This window comes from Cellulomonas hominis, assembly GCF_901521055.1.
GTDB lineage: Bacteria > Actinomycetota > Actinomycetes > Actinomycetales > Cellulomonadaceae > Cellulomonas > Cellulomonas endometrii.
The window spans coordinates 1-20,930 of record NZ_CABEGA010000043.1 but is presented as its reverse complement, the minus strand read 5'-3'; the positions used below and the strand labels follow the sequence as shown (position 1 = coordinate 20,930).

General features: G+C 76.1%; 15 protein-coding genes. 13 read left to right on the top strand and 2 right to left on the bottom strand.

Features of this window, described 5'->3' with window-relative positions; genetic code table 11:
* The first annotated feature begins 168 nt into the window (after positions 1-168).
* On the top strand, positions 169-1,008 hold the full coding sequence (locus KJP73_RS12280) for a polysaccharide deacetylase family protein (RefSeq protein WP_213283151.1): 840 nt from the start codon (positions 169-171) through the stop codon (positions 1,006-1,008).
* Positions 1,005-2,246: a glycosyltransferase family A protein gene (locus KJP73_RS12275; RefSeq protein ID WP_213283150.1), complete on the top strand. Its 1,242-nt coding sequence runs from the start codon at positions 1,005-1,007 to the stop codon at positions 2,244-2,246. Before KJP73_RS12280 ends, KJP73_RS12275 begins: the two co-directional genes overlap by 4 nt.
* A gap of 9 nt (positions 2,247-2,255) precedes the next feature.
* Here KJP73_RS12275 and lhgO read toward each other — a convergent pair whose 3' ends face one another.
* Positions 2,256-3,476 (bottom strand): L-2-hydroxyglutarate oxidase, encoded by a 1,221-nt coding sequence (gene lhgO, locus KJP73_RS12270; protein WP_213283149.1) that lies wholly within the window; start codon positions 3,474-3,476, stop codon positions 2,256-2,258.
* A 173-nt stretch (positions 3,477-3,649) separates the two neighbouring features.
* Here lhgO and KJP73_RS12265 point away from each other — a divergent pair, with 173 nt between their 5' ends.
* The 5 genes from KJP73_RS12265 to KJP73_RS12245 all read left to right on the top strand — a co-directional run bounded on the left by KJP73_RS12265 (position 3,650) and on the right by KJP73_RS12245 (position 8,874).
* Positions 3,650-4,537, top strand: coding sequence for a glycosyltransferase (locus KJP73_RS12265; protein WP_213283148.1), 888 nt, complete (start codon positions 3,650-3,652; stop codon positions 4,535-4,537).
* Positions 4,534-5,742, top strand: coding sequence for a glycosyltransferase family protein (locus tag KJP73_RS12260; RefSeq protein ID WP_213283147.1), 1,209 nt, complete (start codon positions 4,534-4,536; stop codon positions 5,740-5,742). Before KJP73_RS12265 ends, KJP73_RS12260 begins: the two co-directional genes overlap by 4 nt.
* Position 5,743: 1 nt before the next feature.
* On the top strand, positions 5,744-6,262 hold the full coding sequence (locus KJP73_RS12255) for an acyltransferase (protein WP_213283146.1): 519 nt from the start codon (positions 5,744-5,746) through the stop codon (positions 6,260-6,262).
* Positions 6,263-6,401: 139 nt separating this feature from the next.
* A complete protein-coding gene (locus tag KJP73_RS19535) occupies positions 6,402-7,415 on the top strand; it encodes a glycosyltransferase (RefSeq protein WP_213283145.1) in 1,014 nt (337 codons plus the stop codon).
* A gap of 259 nt (positions 7,416-7,674) precedes the next feature.
* Positions 7,675-8,874, top strand: a complete 1,200-nt coding sequence (locus KJP73_RS12245; protein ID WP_213283144.1) for a glycosyltransferase family 2 protein — start codon at positions 7,675-7,677, stop codon at positions 8,872-8,874.
* A 133-nt stretch (positions 8,875-9,007) separates the two neighbouring features.
* Here KJP73_RS12245 and KJP73_RS12240 read toward each other — a convergent pair whose 3' ends face one another.
* Positions 9,008-10,600, bottom strand: coding sequence for an acyltransferase family protein (locus KJP73_RS12240; protein ID WP_213283143.1), 1,593 nt, complete (start codon positions 10,598-10,600; stop codon positions 9,008-9,010).
* Between the two features lie 239 nt (positions 10,601-10,839).
* Here KJP73_RS12240 and mfd point away from each other — a divergent pair, with 239 nt between their 5' ends.
* The 6 genes from mfd to eno all read left to right on the top strand — a co-directional run bounded on the left by mfd (position 10,840) and on the right by eno (position 20,307).
* A complete protein-coding gene (gene mfd, locus KJP73_RS12235) occupies positions 10,840-14,499 on the top strand; it encodes a transcription-repair coupling factor (RefSeq protein WP_213283142.1) in 3,660 nt (1,219 codons plus the stop codon).
* A gap of 87 nt (positions 14,500-14,586) precedes the next feature.
* Complete coding sequence (locus KJP73_RS12230) at positions 14,587-15,120, top strand: hypothetical protein (protein WP_213283141.1); 534 nt, start codon at positions 14,587-14,589, stop codon at positions 15,118-15,120.
* Positions 15,121-15,142: 22 nt separating this feature from the next.
* On the top strand, positions 15,143-15,802 hold the full coding sequence (gene mazG / locus KJP73_RS12225; protein ID WP_249669340.1) for a nucleoside triphosphate pyrophosphohydrolase: 660 nt from the start codon (positions 15,143-15,145) through the stop codon (positions 15,800-15,802).
* Between the two features lie 162 nt (positions 15,803-15,964).
* Positions 15,965-17,527, top strand: coding sequence for a Re/Si-specific NAD(P)(+) transhydrogenase subunit alpha (locus tag KJP73_RS12220; RefSeq protein ID WP_213283140.1), 1,563 nt, complete (start codon positions 15,965-15,967; stop codon positions 17,525-17,527).
* A 1-nt stretch (position 17,528) separates the two neighbouring features.
* On the top strand, positions 17,529-18,914 hold the full coding sequence (gene pntB, locus KJP73_RS12215; RefSeq protein WP_213283139.1) for a Re/Si-specific NAD(P)(+) transhydrogenase subunit beta: 1,386 nt from the start codon (positions 17,529-17,531) through the stop codon (positions 18,912-18,914).
* Between the two features lie 112 nt (positions 18,915-19,026).
* Positions 19,027-20,307, top strand: a complete 1,281-nt coding sequence (gene eno / locus KJP73_RS12210) for a phosphopyruvate hydratase (protein ID WP_213283138.1) — start codon at positions 19,027-19,029, stop codon at positions 20,305-20,307.
* Positions 20,308-20,930 lie beyond the last annotated feature (623 nt).

Below are 20,930 nucleotides of genomic sequence, written 5' to 3'. Positions count from 1 at the left end.
GGTGAAAACCGGACATACCGCCCGAACGTGGACGGGTCGGGCGTGAAGCCTGTCGGGCGAACGGGTGAAAAGCCGCAAAACGGACAGATTGCGCCCTGGCGCGGCGGCACACTGTCTCCCGGCGGGCGGCAGCGACCCTCCGCCGCAGCGCAGCTTCGAGGGGGAACCATGGTCGCCGAGCAGCAGGCTCCGACCCGCGACACCGGACCGACCACCCGCCCCGGCCGCGACGTGCTGGTGCTCCGCCGGGACCTCGGGGAGTTCTCGGACCCCGCCGCGCGGCCCCTGCGCCGGCACCCCGTGCTGCGCGTCGCGGCGCCGCTGCTCCGTCCGGTCGCGCCGACGGTGTGCGTCGCGACCGCCGAGCCCGTCCTCGCGCTGACCTACGACGACGGCCCCGACCCCGCGCACACCCCCGGGCTGCTGGACGTCCTGGCCGAGCGTGGCGTCCGGGCGACCTTCTTCGTCCTCGCCGACGCCGCCGACGCGCACCCGGCGCTGGTCCGCCGGATCGTCGCCGAGGGGCACGAGCTCGCCCTGCACGGAGCCGACCACGCGCGGCTCAGCGTGCTGCCGGCCCGCGAGGCCGTGGCGGTGGTCGCGGACGCCCGCCGCCGCGTCGAGGCCGTCGCCGGCGTCCCCGTGACCCTGTTCCGGCCGCCCTACGGCGCGCACACCCCCGCGACCCTGCGCGGCTGGCGGCGCCTGGGCCTGGAGGTCGTCATCTGGTCCGGCTGGGCGCAGGACTGGGTGCACGGCACCGAGGCCGAGGTCACCGCCCGCGCCCGGCGGTCCGTGCACGCCGGGGGCGTGCTCCTGCTGCACGACACCCGCGCGGACCCCGAGACGCTCGGGGCGGGGGAGGAGCTGCCGCGGTTCGACCGGGCGGCGGTGACCGCCGGGCTCGTCGACCCCCTGCTCGCCGAGGGCTGGCGGTTCGACACCGTCGGCGGGCTGCTGCGCGCGCATCCCCGCGTCCGCTCGGTGTTCCGGGAGCTGTGGTCATGACCGGGCTGCGGGACGGGGTGGCACGGCCGGCGTCCGACGTCGAGCTGACCGTCGTGATCGCGGCGTTCGACGCCGAGGCCACGCTCGCCGAGCAGCTCGACGCGCTCGCGGCCCAGTGCGTGCCCTTCGCGTGGGAGGTCGTGGTCGCGGACAACGGCTCCACCGACGGCACCGCGGCCCTGGCCCGCTCGTACGCCGGGCGGCTGCGGCTGCGCGTCGTCGACGCCTCCGCCACCCCCGGTGCGGGCGCCGCGCGGAACGTCGGGGTGTCGGTCGCGCACGCCCCGCTGGTCGCGTTCTGCGACGCCGACGACGTGGTGGGCGACGGCTGGCTGCTCGCCGTGCGGACCGCGCTACGGGAGCACGCGTTCGTCGCCGGCCGGTTCGAGGGCGCGCGCCTCAACTCGCCGGCCGCGCTGCGCTCGCGGACGCTGCCGCAGCAGCACGGGCTGCAGGAGTCGCGGCACCTGCCCGGCCTGCTCGCCGCCGGCGCCGGGAACATGGGCATCCGCGCGGACGTGTTCCGCGCCGTCGGCGGGTTCGACCCGCGGTGCCTCTATCTGGAGGACACGGACCTGTGCTGGCGCGTGCAGCTGGCCGGCGTGCCCCTGACCTGGGCCCCCGACGCCGTGCTGCACGTGCGGCTGCGGGGCGACCTGCGGTCCGCCGCGCGGCAGGGCTTCCACTACGGCACGGGCGAGCGCTGGCTGTCGCGGCGCTACCGGGAGCAGGAGCAGCGGCTCCAGGAGGTCGCGGCCCTGCACGCCGGGACGCCCGCGGCCCTGGACCTCGCCGCCGGCTCCCTCCCGGCTGGCGGCGAGCAGCGCGCCGGTGCGGCGGGCCTCGCGGGCGCGGCGTTCACCGGGGCGGCGCTCACCGGCGCGGCCCTCACGGACGCCACCCTCGTGGGCGGCGCGCTCGGCGGGGCGGCGCTCACCAGCGCGGCCCTGAGCGGCGCGCGCATCGCCGACGCCGGACGCCGCGCCACCCCGGGCGCCGTGCGCGCCCTGCGGCGGCTCACGTCCACCGCCGGCGACCTCGCGCGCGTCCGGTCGCTCGGCGAGCTCGGGGCGTGGTGCTGGGACGTCGGCTTCGGCGCGGGCTACGCGTTCGGCCGGGTCGACGAGCCCGAGCCGGTGCAGGTCGTCCCGGTGACCGTGCCCGACCCGGCGCGGGCTGCCGCGCCGCGCGAGCGTCCGGTGCCCGCGCCGCTCGCCGGGCCCGGGTCCGCGGCCTGAGGGAGCGCCTCAGGCGGCCCGGGCCGCCGGCAGCGCCGCGTCGAGCTGCTCGACGATGTGCCGGGCGATCTCCAGCGACGCCGTGGCAGCGGGCGACGGCGCGTTGAGCACGTGCACCTGCCGGCCGGAGGTCTGCACCAGGAAGTCGTCGACCAGCCCGCCGTCGCGGCGCAGCGCCTGGGCGCGGACGCCGGCGGGCGCGGGCACAAGGTCGGCCGCGGTGATGCCGGGGACCAGCCGCGCGAGGCTGCGCGCGAACGCCTGCTTGGACAGCGACCGCCCGACCTCCGCCGCGCCCGGGACCACGTTGCGCGCGGCCAGCCGCCACAGCCCCGGCCAGGAGAGCGAGTCGGCGAGGTCGCGCGGGGACACGTCGGTCCACGTGTAGCCCTCGCGGGCGAGGGCCAGCACCGCGTTCGGCCCGGCGTGCACGTGCCCCTCGATGCCGCGCGTGAGGTGCACGCCCAGGAACGGGAACCGCGGGTCCGGCACGGGGTAGATCAGGCCGCGGACCAGCTCGCCGGCCTCGTGCGTCAGCTCGAAGTACTCGCCGCGGAACGGCACGATCCGCGCCTCCGGCTCCAGGCCGCAGGCGCGGGCGACCCGGTCGGCGTGCAGGCCGGCGCAGACCACGAGGGCGTCCGCCTCCCGGTCGGCGCGCGTGGTCCGCACCTCGACCCGGCCCCGGGTGCCCGGCGCGTCCGGCACGGTGCGGGCGGCGACGACCTCCTCGCCGAGCACGATCCGGCCACCCGCGCGGGTGATGTCCTCGGCGAGCGCGCGGCACACCGCGGGGTAGTCGACGATCCCGGTCGACTCCACCCGCAGGGCGGCGACCGCCCGGACGTGCGGCTCGTGCTCGCGCGCCTCGGCGGCGTCGACCCGCCGGGCGGGGACGCCGTTCGCCACGGCCCGGTCGGCGAGCTTCTCCAGCCCCGGCACCTCCGACGGCGACGTGGCGACGACCAGCTTCCCGCAGATCTCGACGGGGACGCCGCGCTCGCGGGCGTACCGCGTCATCGACTGCGCACCGGCGGCGGCCATCGTCGCCTTGAGGCTGCCCGGGGCGTAGTAGAGGCCCGAGTGGATCACCCCGGAGTTCCGGCCCGTCTGGTGCTGCGCCAGGCGGTGCTCCTTGTCGAGCACGGTCACCTCGTCGCCGCGCGCCGCGAGCCGTGCCGCCACCGCCAGCCCCACGATGCCGGTCCCGACGACGACGACGTGGCTCATGGGTGCTCCTTCGGTGGGGCCGGCGGGGGTGCCGGAGGGGCCGCGCTCGGGGTGCGGACGCTGCGCCCGCAGGCCGAGGCTAGCCGTCCGACATGTCGCCTATGTCGCCTTTCGTCCCGATTCACCCGGTGAGCGGTGCCGCCTGCGGGGGACCCCGATCTACGCTCGACCGCATGACCCCCCCGAGCACGGTGAGTGCCGTCGTGTACTCCCGCAACGAGGCTGACCTGCTGCGCGACTGCCTGCCGCGCCTGGCCGGCTTCGACGAGGTCGTGGTCTGCGACATGGGCTCCACGGACGACACCGTCGCCGTCGCGCAGCAGCACGGCGCGCGCGTGGTCGCCGTCCCGGACGCCCCGGTCGTCGAGGAGGTCCGGCAGCGCGGCCTCGACGCGGCGACCACCGACTGGGTGCTGTTCGTCGACGCGGACGAGCACCTGCCGCCCGGCTACCGCGCGGCGCTCCAGCCGGTCCTCGACGGCCCGGCCGACGTCGCCGGCGTGCGCGTCCGGTACGACAACGTGGCGTTCGGCCGCATGCTCGAGCACTCCCTGCAGGGCAGCGCCAAGTACGCCCTGCTGCGCCGCGGCAGCGCCCGCTACGCCGAGCCGGCGCTCGCGCACGTCCCGCCCGTCCTCGACGGCCGCGGTGTCGACGCCCCCGCGTCCGTGCCGGCGATCGCCCACCTGAACTTCCGGTCCGTCGGCCAGACCACCGAGAAGATCCTGCGGTACGCCGCCAACAACCCCGGCCGGTTCACCCGGCTGGACGACCCCGTGCGGCTGATCCGCGAGCTGCTGCGCTCGACGGTCTACAGCGGCGCGTGGCGCGACGGCCGGGCCGGGTTCGCCGTCGCCGCGCTGCACACCTTCGGCCACCTGTACGGGTCGCTGCTCGAGGCCGAGCGGACCGGCACGCTGACCCAGGACGTGCCGGCGCCCTCGACGCGGCTGCTCGGCGCGGTCGCGGGTGCGCAGCGGACGGCCGTCTCCGCCCGCGACGGCCTGCGGCGCGTGCTGGCCGGGGACGGCCTGCGGCGCGTGGCCCGGGGCGGGCGGTGACCGCCGTCGAGGGTGCGGCCCCGGCGACGGTCCCGGTCCCGGCGTCGACCCCGGCCCCGGCGGCCTCGCTCCGCCTCCTGCACGTCACCCGTCTGCCCCCGAGCCCGAGCGGCGTCGCCGCGTACGCCGAGGCGTTCCGCGCGGTGCTGGCCGAGCTCGGCGAGGTCGAGGTCGTCGAGCTGCCGCCCGCGCCCGCCGCGTCGCAGTCCGCGACCCTGGCCGCACGGCTGACGCGACGCCTCGCGCGCAGCACGCAGGCCCGCGACCCGCGCCAGGTGGTCGTCGTGGAGCAGGCCGGCCGGGGGCTCGCGGAGTTCTGGGCCGCGTGGTGGCTCGCGCGGCGCGGGCGCCGGGTGTGGCTGATGGTGCACGACGTGCCGGAGCTGTCCGGCGGGGCCTTCTTCACCACGCTGCTCGACCGGCGCGGGGGGCGGCGGGTGGCCGCGGCGCTGTCCGGGACGCTCGGGCGGCGGGCGGAGCGCGACCTGCTGCACCGGGCCGAGCGCGTGCTGTGCCTGTCGCCCTCGGGCGCCCGGGCGCTGGAGTCCGCGCACCGCCTGCACCGCGCCGTGCAGGACGTCCCGCACGTGGGCGCCGCCACCGACGCGCCCGTCGAGGGGCGGACCGAGGTCCTCGTCCCGGGGTACGTCGCCGGCGCCGAGGACGTGCTGCCGCTCGTCCGGGCGGCGGGCGACCTGCCCCCGGGCTGGGTGCTGGCCGTCGGGGCGTGCTCGGAGCAGACCGGGCGGCGGATCGCCGCCGAGGCCGAGGCGCGCGGCACGGCGGACCGGGTGAGGCTGCTCGGCTTCCTCTCAGAGGCCGGCGTCCGCGCGGCGTTCGCCCGGGCGGCCGTGGTCGTGCGCTGGCGGCGGGACGGCTGGGGCGGCGGCGGTGCGTACGCCGTCAGCGGCCCGCTGGTCGCGGCGCTCGGCAACGGCTGCGCGGTCGTCACCAACGACTCCCGCGGCGCGGTGCACCTGTTCGACGAGGCGCGGGTCGAGGTCGTCGGCGACGGCGCGGCGGGGGAGCAGGAGCTGCTGGACGCCGTCCGCGCGCTGACCGCCGACCCGGCCGAGCGGCGGCGACGCGGCGAGGCGGGCCGGGACCTGGTCCGGCGCGAGCACAGCCCGGCGGCCGTCGCCGCGCGGCTGCGGGGCGCTCCGGCGCGCGAGCACGCGGGCGTGGCCCGCGGGAAGGACGGCTGACGTGGGACGACGGGGCGAGCTCGTCTTCAACCGGGCGCTGACGCACGTGCCCAGCAACACCCTGCGGATCCGGACGCTGCGCCGCCTGGGGGCGGACCTGGGCGAGCACGTCTACCTGTTCGGCAGCTCCGAGGTGCTCGAGCCGGGCAACCTGCGGATCGCCGGGCGCTGCCACGTCGGGCGGTTCTGCCAGATCGACGCGCGCGGCGGCATCGACATCGGCTACGACGTCGTCATCGCCAGCCACGTCCTGCTCGTCACCGCGGACCACGACCACCGCGACCCCGGGTTCGCCGGCCGCCTCGGTCCCATCACCATCGGCGACCGCGCGTGGCTGGCCAGCCGGTCGACCGTCGTGCGCGGCGTGACGATCGGCGAGGGGGCGGTCGTCGCCGCGGGCGCCGTCGTCACGCAGGACGTCCCGCCGTGGACGGTCGTCGGCGGCGTCCCCGCGAAGCCCATCGGGGAACGGCCGCGCGAGCAGACCTACCGGATCGACTACGGGCCCGAGCTGTACTGAGGCACCCGCCGGGTGCAGAGGCGCCGGGCGCGGTGCTGGGGCGCGGTGCCGAGGCGCCGCGCGCGGTGCTGTGCAGCGGGCCTGACCCCGTGATGTGCTGGGGGCGAATTGTCCTGGATGTCCAGCCGGGGGGACCTGCATGGCCGACGTGTCCGTGATCATCGCCGCGAAGGACGCCGCCGCGACGCTGCCCGCGCAGCTGGCCGCCCTCGCGGCCCAGGACCCGCCGTTCGCGTGGGAGGTGCTGGTCGCCGACAACGGGTCCGCCGACCGCACCGCCGAGGTCGTCCAGGACGCCGCCCGGACGTTCCCGGCGCTGCGGCTGGTCGACGCCGCTGCGGTCCCCGGCGCCGGTGCGGCCCGCAACGCCGCCGCCGAGGTCGCGCGGGGCGACGTGCTGCTGTTCTGCGACGCCGACGACGTGGTCGCACCCGGCTGGGCCGCCGCCCTGCACCGGGCGCTCGGGGACGCCGAGCTCGTCGCCGGGCGGCTGGAGTGGGCGCGGCTCAACGGCCGCGCCGCGCAGGAGTCCCGGGCCCTCCCGCAGGTCGACGGGCTCCAGCACACCGAGCCACTCCCGTGGCTGGGCTGCGCCAGCTCCAGCAACCTCGGCGTCCGGCGGGACCTGTTCCACCGCGTCGGCGGCTTCGACACCCGCGCGCGGTTCCTCCAGGACACCGACCTGTGCTGGCGCGCGCAGCTCGCCGGGGCGGCGCTGGTCTTCGAGCCCGCCGCCGTGGTGCACATGCGGCTGCGCCGGGGGCTGCGCGGCGCGTGGCGGCAGGGGCGCAGCAGCGGCATGGGGCAGCGGTGGCTGGCGGCGCGGTACGGGCCGCTCGCGGCAGCCCTGCGGGAGGCGGAGCCGTCGGGGATCGTGGGCTCCGACGGGGCGGCCGGGCCCGACCGGTCGGCTGAGGCGGGCGGGGCGCCCGGGTCGGTGGGGACGGATCGCCTCGCCGGCGCCCGGCGCGCCTGGCCCGGGCGGATCGCCCGGCGCGCCGTCCTCGTGGGCGGCGACCTGGTGCGGGTCCGGTCGGCCGGCGACGTCGCGCGACTGGCGTGGGCCACCGGCTTCGGGATCGGCTACGCGCGTGGCGGGCTGCCCGACCCCGCGCCCCTGCACCCGGCGGAGGTCGGCGCGGCCTGCGGCTGACCGAGCCCGGCGGAGGTCGGCGCGGCCTGCGGCTGACCGAGCCCGTCGGCGGTCGGCGCGGCTGCGGCTGACCGGCCCGTCGGCGGTCGGTCCCGCCACCCTCACGGGTGAGCCGCCCGTCCTGCCGCGGCGGGTCACCCGGCTGCGTGCGGCACCCGGGTGACCCGGCTCGACCGCGGCATGACCGATTTGCGAGGGTATGCCCACCTTCCCCGCCCGGCCTCGCCCGGCGCCGGGGTCCACCGAGCCGGAGGTGAGCGTGGCCGACCCCGCCGCACGCGCGGACGTCTCGGTGGTCGTCGTCGTGTCCGGTGACGAGCACGAGCTCGCGGCCTCGGTCCGCAGCCTGCTGGTGGCGCTCGACCACGCCGCCGGCCGCGGGCGCCGCGGCACCGTCCGGCTGCGCGGGCAGCGGCTGCACGGCGAGGTGCTGCTGGTGGCCCGGGACGTCGCGCGGCTGTCGGCCGCGTCGCCGCCGGCGGACCCGCGCGTCCGTGTCGTGGCGGCGCCCGGCGTCGGCGAGGGTCGCGCCCGGAACGTCGGGGTGGCCGCGGCCCGCGGCCGGTACCTGCTGTTCACCGACGCCGAGGTGCGGGTCCCCGCGGACTGGGTCCTCGCGACGACCGCGCCGCTGCGCGCGGGGCACGCGGACCTGGTCGGCGGTGCGGTGCGGCTCGCGGACCGGCTCGACCGTTCCTGGCTCTCACCCGACCTGGCGGCCGCCTACCTGGACGTGGTGCCCGACCCGCCCGTGGCAGGCGGGCCGTTCAGCGGGGTCAGCATGGGCGCCAGCCGGGCCGTGCTCGAGTCCGTCGGCTTCGACGAGGACCTGGGCACCCGCGCGCGCCCGTACGGCGGTGACGTCGTGTTCCGCCGGGACGTCGTCGGGGCCGGGTTCCGCGAGCAGCCGGTCGCGGGCGTCCCGGTCGAGCGGCACCTCGGCCCCCGCGCGCTCTCCCGCCGCGAGCTGATCGCCCGCGCCCGGGCGCACGGCCGCGCCGCCGCCTACGTCGACCGGCACCTGCGAGACGTCCGACCCGCCCGCCCGTCGGTCCTGGTCCGGCTCGCCGGTCGGTGGCTGCGGCTCGCGGCGCTCGGGCACGGCCGCGGACGGGCCGGGGAGCGGCTGCGGGCGCACGCGGCCGTCGGCTACCACCGGGAGATGCTGCGCCTGGTCGGTGCGCCCTACCGGCAGCGCCCGCAGTCGGCGGCCGGGGACGTCGCGGGCGGAGCGGGTGCGCCGCGCGCCGCCGTCCCGGTGGCGCTGGTGCCCCGCGACTCGGTGCCGCCCACCGCGCTGCCCGAGGGCCTCGCGGCCGTGGCGGACGGGACGCCGGTCCGCGCGGACGAGGACCACCGCGGGTCGGTCTACCAGTTCTGGTCCGCGGGCCGCTCGCGCGGCGGCGAGGCCCGCGCCGCGACCCCCACCGCGGACGCCCTCCACGGCACCGCCTCCTGACCCCGGCTCCGCCTGCTAGCTCAGTCGTCGAGAGGGCAGTAGACGTCCCCTCCCATGCCGCTGAGGCAGCATCGTCTGCCCGCTCGGCGCCGCGGTGGAGGTCGCCGCGGTGGGGGTCAGAGGCGGTCTGCGGTCAGGCGCGGCGGGACGGCGGGGCAGGTGGGCGCCAGGACGTCGGCGGCTCGGCGGCGGCGCGGGGCCGGGGCGCCGGCGCGGGGACGGGCTGCCAGGAGGACGGGTGCGTCGGTGAGGTGCCGACGTGCGCCCCGGAGCCGAGCACCGCGACGGCGGCGACCATCCCCATCGCGGCGGACGCGGCCATCGGCGCCCCGGCGGGAGCGGCACCGGTGAGCTGCCGTCCGGGCGGCAGCGCCACCGTCCCCCCGGGCGCGGTAACCGCCCCGGGTGGGACGTCTGGACCGACACGCCGACGGCGTGTCCGCTGAGACGTTCCACCGTCGACAGCGGGAGCGGCCGGAGCGGCAGGATCAGCAGCGGCAGCGGCAGCAGGGCCGGCGGTGGGCACAGCGGCCGGGCGGGGCGGCTCGGGCAGCTGCGGGACCGGCAGGGTCGGCACCGGGAAGGACCACGCGACCGCCCGCGGCCGGCCGTGCCGGGGCCTGCCGGTGGCGGGCCGGTGCCGGATCGTCGCCCGCGGGGGAGCGGTCCCGGGGAGCGCGGCGATGATGCCGGCGCGGACGGGGATCTCGACGCCCCGCCAGAGCAGGAACGCGAGCCCGGCGCTCACGACCAGCACCACCGGGATCGTCACGGGTCCCCGCACGGGGGTCGCCACGAGCACCTTGATGACGAGCTCGTGCAGCAGGTAGAAGGAGAACGACAGCGCCCCGCCGAGCATCACGACCGGGTGCCGCGCCCACCGGTTCCTGCCGGAGATGTCGCCCCACGCGCACCGGGCGGCCAGCGGCGCGAACACGGCGGCGAGCACGGCGGTCAGCACCGTCGGGTGCACCTCGAACCGGGCGGCGCCGAGGATGCCGACCGCGAGCGCGCCGAGCAGCACCGGGGCGGGCAGCCGGGGCCGCCACCCCTCCTGCACGGCCATCGCGGTCACCATGCCGAGCACGAACTCCGGCAGCCGGCTCGGCGGCAGGTGGAACAGGAGCGCGATGGTGCCGGGCCAGAGCAGGCCGATGACCGGCGGGACGGCCAGCGCGACGCCGGCCGCGACAGCGCGGGTGCCCGCGCGCATCCGGCGCAGGCCCCAGAGCAGCAGCGGGAACACCAGGTAGAACGCGATCTCGCACGACAGCGACCACGCGACGCCGTTCACCGCGAACACCACCTCGCCGTCCGGCGACCACGCCTGGACGAGGAAGATCCCGGCCAGGACGGTCGGCACGTCGAGGGCGGTCCCGGCGACGAGCACGGTCACGGCGACGCCGAGCAGGAACGCGACGAGGTGGTTCGGGTAGATGCGCGCGAGCCGGCGGGCGTAGAACGTGCCGATCGTCGTGCCGGGCCGCGCCGTCCAGGTGAGCACGAACCCGGACAGCACGAAGAACAGCCCGACCCCGGTGTAGCCGGCGCTGGACCCCCGGATCACCTGCAGGTTCCAGGAGTTCACGTGGTAGAGCATCACGAGCACGGCGCCCGCGGCCCGCAGGCCGTTGAGGCTCCACAGGACGGGCAGCTGGGGGCCCGAGGGCACCGGCGGCAGGGAGGACGCGGGCGACGACGCGGCGCGGTGCGCGGTGTCGGTCACGTCGCCCCCCGGGGGTGATCGGCAGCGGCCGGGCGGCCGCTCCTGGTCACGGCCGCGCCGCGGGGAGTCCCCGGGGGCGAACCATCTGGGCAAATTAGGACAAACGGTGCAGAACCTGTCAAGAAGGGCGCGGCCGTGCGGGTGAGTGTGTCGGTGGTCGCTCGTACAGTGGTGCTCCCACCCCGGATCCGACGGATCCGGGGTCGCCGTGCTGTGCGCCCCCGTGGCGGAAGGAACCCATGAACGTCGCCGGTCTGCTGCCCGTCCTCCTCGCCGACCCCGCCGTCGCCCGCGCCGCGTCCCTCGTCCGCTCCCGCGGGGAGGTCGACGTGGTCGGTCCCGCCGGGATCCGGCCGCCCCTGCTCGCGGCCCTCGCCGGCGCGCCGGGAGCAGCCCCGTCCGCCACGGACGGGGCCCCCGGCGCGAAGCGTCCCGGTCGCCCGCTGGTCGTCGTGACCGCCACCGGCCGCGACGCGGACGAGCTCGCCGCCGCCCTGCGCTGCTACCTGCCCGACGACGACGTCGCGGTCCTGCCGGCGTGGGAGACGCTCCCGCACGAGCGGCTCTCGCCCCGCAGCGACACCGTCGCCCGGCGCCTCGCCGTGTTCCGCCGCCTCGCGCACCCCACCGCCGAGCACGGTCACGCCGGCCCCATCCGCGTGCTGGTCATGCCGGTGCGCGCGCTGCTGCAGCCCGTGGTCGAGGGGCTCGGCGAGCTGGAGCCGGTGTCGCTGAACGTGCGCGACTCCGCCGACCTCGAGGACGTCGCGCACCGCCTGGTCGCGGCCGCCTACAGCAGGGTCGACATGGTGGAGCGCCGCGGGGAGTTCGCCGTCCGCGGCGGCATCCTCGACGTCTTCCCGCCCACCGAGGACCACCCGCTGCGCATCGAGTTCTGGGGCGAGGACGTCGAGGAGATCCGCTGGTTCTCCGTCGCCGACCAGCGCAGCCTCGAGGTCGCGACGCACGGCCTGTGGGCGCCGCCGTGCCGGGAGATCCTGCTGACCGACGCCGTCCGGGAGCGCGCGGCGTCGCTGGTCGAGCGGCTGCCCGGCGCGGTCGAGATGCTGGACAAGCTCGCCGAGGGCATCGCGGTCGAGGGCATGGAGTCCCTCGCACCCGTGCTGGTGGACCGCATGGTCCCCGTGCTGGACCTGGTGCCGGACGACGCGCTGCTCGTGCTCGCCGACCCGGAGCGCGTGCGCCGCCGGGCGCACGACCTCATCGCGACGACCGAGGAGTTCCTGCAGGCCGCGTGGACGTCCGCCGCCGCCGGCGCCGCGACCCCGCTCGACCTGTCCGCCGCGTCGTTCGCCTCGTTCGCGGAGGTCCGGGCGCTCGCGGCCGTGCGCGGCCTCGGGTGGTGGACGCTCAGCCCGTTCACCCTCGACGCCGACGCGTCGTCCGAGACGACCCCGGACGCCGACGACGTGCGCGTCGGCGAGGGCGTGGAGACCCTGGTGGTCGCCGCCCGGGACGTCGAGCGGTACCGCGGCGAGGTCGACCGCGCCGTGTCCGACGTCCGGCGCCTGCAGCAGGACGGCTGGCGCCTGGTCCTGGCCACCGAGGGCCACGGCCCCGCCCAGCGGATGACGGAGCAGCTGCGCGCCGCCGAGGTGCCCGCCCGCCTGGTCCCCGCCATCGAGGACGACGTCGAGGGCGGCGTCGTGCTGGTGACCCCGGCGCAGCTCGGACCGGGCTTCGTCGCGGAGCCCCTGAAGCTCGCCGTCTTCTCGGAGTCCGACCTGACGGGGCGGCCCGGCTCGTCGACCCGCGACATGCGCAAGATGCCGAGCCGCCGGCGCAACGTCGTCGACCCGCTGCAGCTGCGCCCGGGCGACTTCGTGGTGCACGAGCAGCACGGCGTCGGCCGGTTCGTCGAGCTCGTGTCCCGCACCATCGGCACGGGCGCCGCCGCGGCCACCCGCGAGTACATGGTGATCGAGTACGCGTCGTCCAAGCGGGGCCAGCCGGGCGACCGGCTGTTCGTGCCGACCGACCAGCTCGACCAGGTCACCAAGTACGTCGGCGGCGAGGCGCCCAGCCTGAACAAGATGGGCGGCTCCGACTGGGCCAAGACCAAGGGCCGCGCCCGCAAGGCGGTCAAGGAGATCGCCGGCGAGCTCATCCGCCTGTACAGCGCCCGGATGGCGACGTCCGGCCACGCGTTCAGCCCGGACACCCCGTGGCAGCGGGAGCTGGAGGACGCGTTCGCGTACGTCGAGACGCCCGACCAGCTCGCGACCATCGACGAGGTCAAGCGCGACATGGAGAAGCCGATCCCGATGGACCGGCTGGTCTGCGGCGACGTCGGCTACGGCAAGACGGAGATCGCCGTGCGCGCGGCGTTCAAGGCGGTGCAGGACGGCAAGCAGGTCGCGGTCCTCGTGCCGACGACGCTGCTCGTGCAGCAGCACCTCGACACGTTCATGGAGCGGTACGCGGGCTTCCCGGTCGTGGTGAAGGCCCTGTCCCGGTTCAACACCAAGGCGGAGTCGGAGGCGGTGGTCGACGGGCTGAAGGACGGCAGCGTCGACGTCGTCATCGGCACGCACCGCCTCATCACGGGCGAGATCCGGTTCAAGGACCTCGGCCTGGTGATCATCGACGAGGAGCAGCGGTTCGGCGTCGAGCACAAGGAGACCCTGAAGGCCCTGCGGACCAACGTCGACGTGCTGGCGATGTCCGCGACCCCGATCCCGCGCACGCTCGAGATGGCGGTCACCGGCATCCGCGAGATGTCGACGCTGGCGACCCCGCCGGAGGAGCGGCACCCGGTGCTGACGTTCGTCGGCGCGTGGGAGGAGAAGCAGATCTCCGCCGCCATCCGCCGCGAGCTGCTGCGCGAGGGCCAGGTGTTCTACGTGCACAACAAGGTCGAGTCGATCGAGCGCACCGCGGCCCGGCTGAACGAGCTCGTGCCCGAGGCCCGGATCGCGGTGGCCCACGGCAAGATGAACGAGCACCAGCTGGAGCAGGTGATCGTCGACTTCTGGGAGAAGAGGTTCGACGTCCTCGTCTGCACCACGATCGTCGAGACCGGCCTCGACATCTCCAACGCCAACACGCTGATCCTGGAGCGCGCGGACCGGCTCGGCCTCTCGCAGCTGCACCAGCTGCGCGGGCGCGTGGGCCGCGGCCGGGAGCGGGCGTACGCGTACTTCCTGTACCCGCCGGAGAAGCCGCTCACCGAGACCGCGCACGACCGGCTCGCGACGATCGCCGCCAACACCGACCTCGGGGCCGGTATGGCCGTCGCGATGAAGGACCTGGAGATCCGCGGCGCGGGCAACATGCTCGGCGGCGAGCAGTCGGGGCACATCGAGGGCGTCGGGTTCGACCTGTACATCCGCATGGTCGGCGAGGCCGTCGCGTCCTACCGCGGCGACCAGCCCGAGGAGCTGCCGGACGTCACCGTCGAGCTCCCGGTCGACGCGCACATCCCGCACGACTACATCGCGCACGAGCGGCTGCGCCTCGAGGCGTACCGCAAGCTCGCGGCGGCGGCCGACGAGGCGACGCTGTCGGAGATCTCGGCGGAGCTGGTCGACCGGTACGGCGCGATCCCCGAGCCGGTGACGAACCTGTTCGCGGTCGCCCGGTTCCGGCTGCACGCCCGCGCGGCGGGGCTCACCGACATCACGGCGCAGGGCAAGTTCGTGCGGTTCGCGCCGGTCGAGCTGCCCGAGTCGGCGCAGCTCCGGCTCAAGCGGCTCTACCCGGGCAGCGTGCTCAAGCCGGCGCTGCGCACCGTGCTCGTGCCGTTCCCCACGACCGCGCGGATCGGCGGCAAGCCGCTGCACGGCGAGGCGGTCCTCGCGTGGGCGCGCGAGCTCATCGACGCCGTGGTGCTCGGCGACGTGTCGGCGGCGGCCGGGGTCGGCACGGCCGCACGGTGAGCACCCCTACGATGTCGACGTCGGGCGAGGGTGCGGACCAGGAGAAGGCCAGGTGAGCGTGCGGTGACGCGGAAGACGGACCGACGGGTGCTGACGACGATCGGCGCCGTGGCGCTGGCGGCGACGCTGGCGGCGTGCGGCGGCGGGCAGCCCGGCGCTGCCGCGGTCGTGGGGGACCGGGTGGTCCGCGCCTCGGACGTGGACACCGCCACGCGCGAGCTCGCGGACGTCCTGCAGGGCGTCACCCAGTCCGCGATCGTCGGCGTGCTGGTCCAGGAGCCGGTCATCGCGCGGCACGCCGAGGACGCCGGTGTCGGGGTGTCGACCGAGCAGGCCGAGGAGACCCTCGACGCCCAGGTGGTCGCCGCCGGCGGGCAGGCGGGCCGCGAGTTCTCGGACGCGTCGGTCACCGTGATGCGGTACGTGATGGAGATCCAGGGGCTCCAGGACTCCGACGACGCCGAGCAGGCGCTGACCGACCTCCAGGCGGACCTCGGCGCGCTCGACTTCACGGTCAGCCCCCGGTACGGCACCGCGGGGGAGAACGGGACGATCGGCACGACGACGTACGCGTGGCTGGTCCCCGCGGCCGACGACGCCGCCGCCGTCCCCGCCCCGTGACCCGGACCTCCCGGACCGCCGCGTGACGGACGCCCGGGCGGCCGGCGCGGGCGACGCCGACGCCCTGCGCCGCCTCGTCGCCGTCATGGACCGCCTCCGCTCGCCCGGTGGCTGCCCGTGGGACGCGGAGCAGACGCACGCGTCCCTCGTCCCGTACGTGCTGGAGGAGGCGTACGAGGTCGCGGACGCCGTCGAGCGCGGCGACCGCGAGCACCTGCGCGAGGAGCTCGGCGACCTGCTGCTGCAGGTGGTGTTCCACGCGCGGATCGCCCAGGAGGACCCGGAGCAGCCGTTCGGCATCGACGACGTCGCGGACGGGCTGGTGGAGAAGCTGGTCCGCCGGCACCCGCACGTGTTCGGGGACGCCGAGGTCGCGGACGCGGACGGCGTGAACCGGCAGTGGGACCGGATCAAGCGCGAGGAGAAGCAGCGCGAGTCGGTGCTCGACGGCGTGCCGCTGGCGATGGGGGCGCTCGCCCGGGCGCAGAAGGTGGCGTCGCGGGCGGCGCGCGCGGGGCTGGAGCCCCGGGAGCCGGAGCCGACCGGCGGCTTGGGCGACCGGCTGCTGGCGCTGGTGCTCGACGCCCAGCGCGCGGGCCTGGACGCCGAGGGCGAGCTGCGTCGCGCCACCGCGGCGTGGGAGGACCGGCTGCGGGCGGGGGAGCGCGCCGCGGGCGCCTGACCTGCACCGCCGACCCCGGGGGCTGCTCGTGCACCCGTCCCGGGCCGGAGGTCCCGCACACGGACCGCCGGACCCGGGCAGGATGGTCGCGGTCGCGCCCCCGCACGGCCCGTCGTGCGCGCACCTGCGGGCCTGGCGCGCGCACCGAGAGGAGGAGGGTCGATGAGGATCGGCGTCCCGAAGGAGAGCCGGCCGGGCGAGCGCCTGGTCGCCGCGACACCGGCGACGGTCGCGCAGCTCGCGAAGCTGGGCTACGAGGTCGTCGTGGAGCGCGGCGCCGGAGCGGCGGCGAGCTTCCCGGACGCGGCCTACACCGACGCCGGTGCGGCGCTCGCGGACGCCGCCGAGGTCTGGGCCAGCGACGTCGTCACGGCGGTGAACGCGCCGTCCGACGGCGAGGTCGCCGCGCTGACGCCCGGCGCCACCGTGATCTCGATGCTCGCGCCCGCCGCCCACCCCGAGCTCGTCGAGGCGCTGGCCGCCCGGGGGGTGTCCGCGCTCGCGCTCGACGCCGTCCCGCGCATCTCCCGCGCGCAGGCCCTCGACGTGCTGAGCACGATGTCCAACGTCGCCGGCTACCGCGCGGTCATCGAGGCCGCCGAGGAGTTCGGCGGCATGTTCACCGGTCAGGTCACGGCCGCCGGCAAGACCCCGCCCGCCACGGTCTTCGTCATCGGCGCGGGCGTCGCGGGTCTCGCGGCGATCGGCGCGGCCGGGAGCCTCGGCGCCCAGGTCCGCGCGTACGACGTCCGCCCGGAGGTCGGCGAGCAGATCGAGTCGATGGGCGCGTCGTTCGTGCAGGCGCAGGCCGCGCAGCAGCAGGTCAGCGCGGACGGCTACGCCAGCGCGCTCACCGCCGAGCAGGAGCGGCTCACCGCGCAGATGTACGCCGCGGAGACCGCCAAGGCCGACATCGTCATCACCACCGCGCTGGTCCGCGGCACCGCGCCCCGCACCATCAGCGCCGAGATGGTCGCCGCGATGCGCCCGGGCAGCGTGGTCGTCGACCTGGCCGCGTCGGGCGGCGGCAACTGCGAGCTCACGGTGCCGGGGGAGAAGGTCGTCACCCCGAACGGCGTGACGATCCTCGGCTACACCGACCTGACCAGCCGGATGGCGCGGCACACGTCGCAGCTGTTCGGCACCAACGTGGTGAACCTGCTCAAGCTGCTGACGCCGGGCAAGGACGGTGCGCTCGTCCTCGACCTCGACGACGTCGTGCAGCGCGGCATGACCGTCACGCGCGCCGGCGAGGTGCTGTGGCCGCCGCCGCCCGTGCAGGTCTCGGCCGCACCCGCCGCGGACGCCACGCCGGCCGTCGCGCCGGTCGACCCCGCCGAGCAGGCGCGGCGCGCCCGCGAGGACGCCCGGCGCCGGGGGCGTCGGCAGCTGGTCGGGCTCGCGCTCGGCGCCGTGCTGCTGGCCCTGGCCATCACGTTCTCCCCGGCCGCGTTCCTCGGGCACTTCACGGTCTTCGTGCTCGCGGTGTTCGTCGGCTACTACGTGATCTCGAACGTCAGCCACTCGCTGCACACGCCGCTGATGGCCCAGACCAACGCGATCTCGGGGATCATCCTGGTCGGCGCGCTGCTCCAGATCGGCAGCGACGACTGGGTGGTCTCCGCCCTGGCGTTCGCGGCGGCCGCGGTCGCCTCCATCAACATCTTCGGTGGCTTCCTCGTGGCCTACCGCATGATCGGGATGTTCCGGAAGGAGGAGGCCTGAGATGCTCACCTCCGCAGTGCAGGGCGTCTACCTCGTCGCCGCCGTCCTGTTCGTCCTGAGCCTCGCGGGGCTGTCCCAGCAGGAGACCGCGCGCCGCGGGAACGCCCTCGGCATGGTGGGCATGGGCCTGGCCCTGGCCGCGACGGTCGTGCTCAGCCTCGACCGGTCCGAGCGGGACCCGCTCGTCACCCTGCTGCTCATCGCGCTGGTGCTGGTCATCGGCGTCGGTGTCGGCACGTGGCGGGCGCGCAGCGTCGAGATGACGCAGATGCCCGAGATGATCGCGATGCTGCACTCGTTCGTCGGCATCGCCGCCGTGCTGGTCGGCTTCAACTCCTACCTGACCGAGACGCACGCGGACGCGGTGCACCTGGTCGAGGTCTACCTGGGCGTGCTCATCGGCGCCGTGACGTTCACCGGCTCGATCGTGGCCTACCTCAAGCTGTCCGCGCGGATGCGGTCGGCGCCGCTGACGCTGCCCGGCCGCAACTGGCTGAACCTCGGCGCCCTCGTGGTGTCGGGCGGCCTGCTCGCCTGGTTCCTCGCGAGCCCGTCGCTCGTGCCCCTGGTCCTCATGACCGTCGTGGCGCTCGCCCTGGGCTGGCACCTGGTCGCGGCCATCGGCGGCGGCGACATGCCCGTCGTCGTGTCGATGCTCAACTCGTACTCCGGGTGGGCCGCGGCCGCTGCCGGCTTCATGCTGAGCAACAACCTGCTGATCGTCACCGGCGCCCTCGTCGGCTCCTCCGGTGCGATCCTGTCCTACATCATGTGCCGGGCCATGAACCGGTCGTTCGTCAGCGTGATCCTCGGCGGGTTCGGCGCGGAGGGCGGCACCGTGAGCACGGCGGCCGCCGACCTCGGCGAGCACCGCGAGGTGCAGGCCGCGGAGGTCGCGGAGATGCTGAAGAACGCCGGCAGTGTCGTCATCACCCCCGGGTACGGCATGGCGGTCGCCAAGGCGCAGTACCCGGTCGCGGACCTCGTGCAGCGGCTGCGCGCCGCGGGCGTGGACGTGAAGTTCGGCGTGCACCCCGTCGCGGGCCGGCTGCCCGGGCACATGAACGTGCTGCTCGCCGAGGCCAGGGTGCCGTACGACATCGTCCTGGAGATGGACGAGATCAACGACGACCTGGCCAGCACGGACGTGGTGCTGGTGATCGGCGCGAACGACACCGTGAACCCCGCCGCGCTGGAGGACCCGGGCTCGCCGATCGCGGGCATGCCGGTCCTGGAGGTGTGGCACGCGAAGCAGGTCGTCGTGTTCAAGCGCTCGATGGCCACCGGCTACGCCGGCGTGCAGAACCCGCTGTTCTTCCGCGAGAACACGGCGATGCTGTTCGGCGACGCCAAGGACCAGGTCGAGCGCATCGTGCAGGCCCTCTGACCCGCGTCCACGCGGGGTTCACCGTCCGCTCGCCAAAGGTCCCACCGACGTCGGCGACGGACGGCACTAGGCTGAGGTCGCATACCCCACCCGTACTGTCGAAGGAGCACGCATGGCCAGCATCGAGGCCGTCGGCGCCCGCGAGATCCTTGATTCGCGCGGCAACCCCACTGTCGAGGTCGAGGTCGCTCTCGACGACGGCACGATCGCCCGGGCCGGCGTGCCCTCGGGCGCCTCGACCGGCGCCTTCGAGGCCGTCGAGCGCCGTGACGGCGACAAGAGCCGCTACCTGGGCAAGGGCGTCGAGGACGCGGTCAACGCCGTCATCGACGAGATCGCCCCCGAGCTCATCGGCTTCGAGGCCACCGAGCAGCGCCTGGTCGACCAGGCCCTGATCGAGCTCGACGGCACCCCGAACAAGGGCAAGCTCGGCGCGAACGCCATCCTCGGCGTCTCGCTCGCCGTGGCGAAGGCCGCGGCCGACTCGGCCGACCTGCCGCTGTTCCGCTACGTCGGCGGCCCGAACGCCCACGTCCTGCCGGTCCCGATGATGAACATCCTCAACGGTGGCTCGCACGCGGACTCGAACGTGGACATCCAGGAGTTCATGGTCGCCCCCATCGGCGCCCCGACCTTCCGTGAGGCCCTGCGCACCGGCGCCGAGGTCTACCACTCCCTGAAGTCCGTGCTGAAGAGCAAGGGCCTGTCGACCGGCCTCGGCGACGAGGGCGGCTTCGCGCCGAACCTCGAGTCGAACCGCGCCGCGCTGGACCTGATCCTCGTCGCGATCGAGAAGGCCGGCTTCGTGCCCGGCAAGGACGTCGGTCTCGCGCTCGACGTGGCCGCCACCGAGTTCTTCAAGGACGGCGCCTACCAGTTCGAGGGCAAGGCCCTCGCGCCGGCCGAGATGCTCGCGTTCTACCAGCAGCTCGTCGCCGACTACCCGCTGGTCTCCATCGAGGACCCGCTGTCCGAGGACGAGTGGGGCTCCTGGTCCGAGCTCGTCGGCACCATCGGCGACAAGGTGCAGATCGTCGGCGACGACCTGTTCGTCACCAACCCGGAGCGCCTGGCCAAGGGCATCGAGCTCAAGGCCGCGAACTCCCTGCTGGTCAAGCTGAACCAGATCGGCACCCTGACCGAGACGCTGGACGCCGTGACGCTCGCGCAGCGCAACGGCTTCACCACGATGACCTCGCACCGCTCCGGCGAGACCGAGGACGTCACGATCGCCGACCTGTCCGTCGCGACCAACGCCGGCCAGATCAAGACCGGTGCGCCGGCCCGTGGCGAGCGGATCAACAAGTACAACCAGCTGCTCCGCATCGAGGAGGAGCTGGACGACGCCGGCCGTTACGCCGGCGCGAGCGCCTTCCCGCGCTGGAAGGCCTGAGCCCAGGCTCGACCGGAGGCCGGTGACCCCGCGGGGTCGCCGGCCTTCGGCGCGTCCGGGGGTGGCGGCCCTGACCGGCACGGGCATGTGCGGATCGTGTGTCCGCGCCGGACACGGCCGGGCCTCCTGCCGGGCCCGGCGCCTCCCGCGGGGCACAATCGAGCCATGCCCGCCGCCCGTCGCCCCGCCGCGCCCCGCTCCGGCGCCGCGCCCGAGGACGACGGCCCGCGCGCACCCGCGAGCCCGCGCAAGCCCGCGCCGCCCCGCACGCCGGGCGGCCCCCGCACGTCGAGCGTGCCGCGGTCGCCCGCACCGCGGACCCCGGCCCCCCGCACCGCCCGCCACGGGGCACCGGTGGGCCGCCCCCCCCCGGGGGCGGCGGCGGTGCCGGGCAGCCCGGAGGCCCGGCGCCTGGCCGTCCCGCAGGACGGGGGGCGGGGGGGGGCGGGGGGGGCCCCCCCGCCCCCGCCCCCCCGCCCCCCGCCGACCCCCCGGCCCCGCCACTCCCCGCCGGCCTCCGGCACGACGAACGCGGACTCGATGATCTTGTCCTTGCTCCAGAAGCCGGAGAACGGCGGGACGCCCAGGATCGCGAGCCAGCCGGCCCCGAACGTCACCCAGGT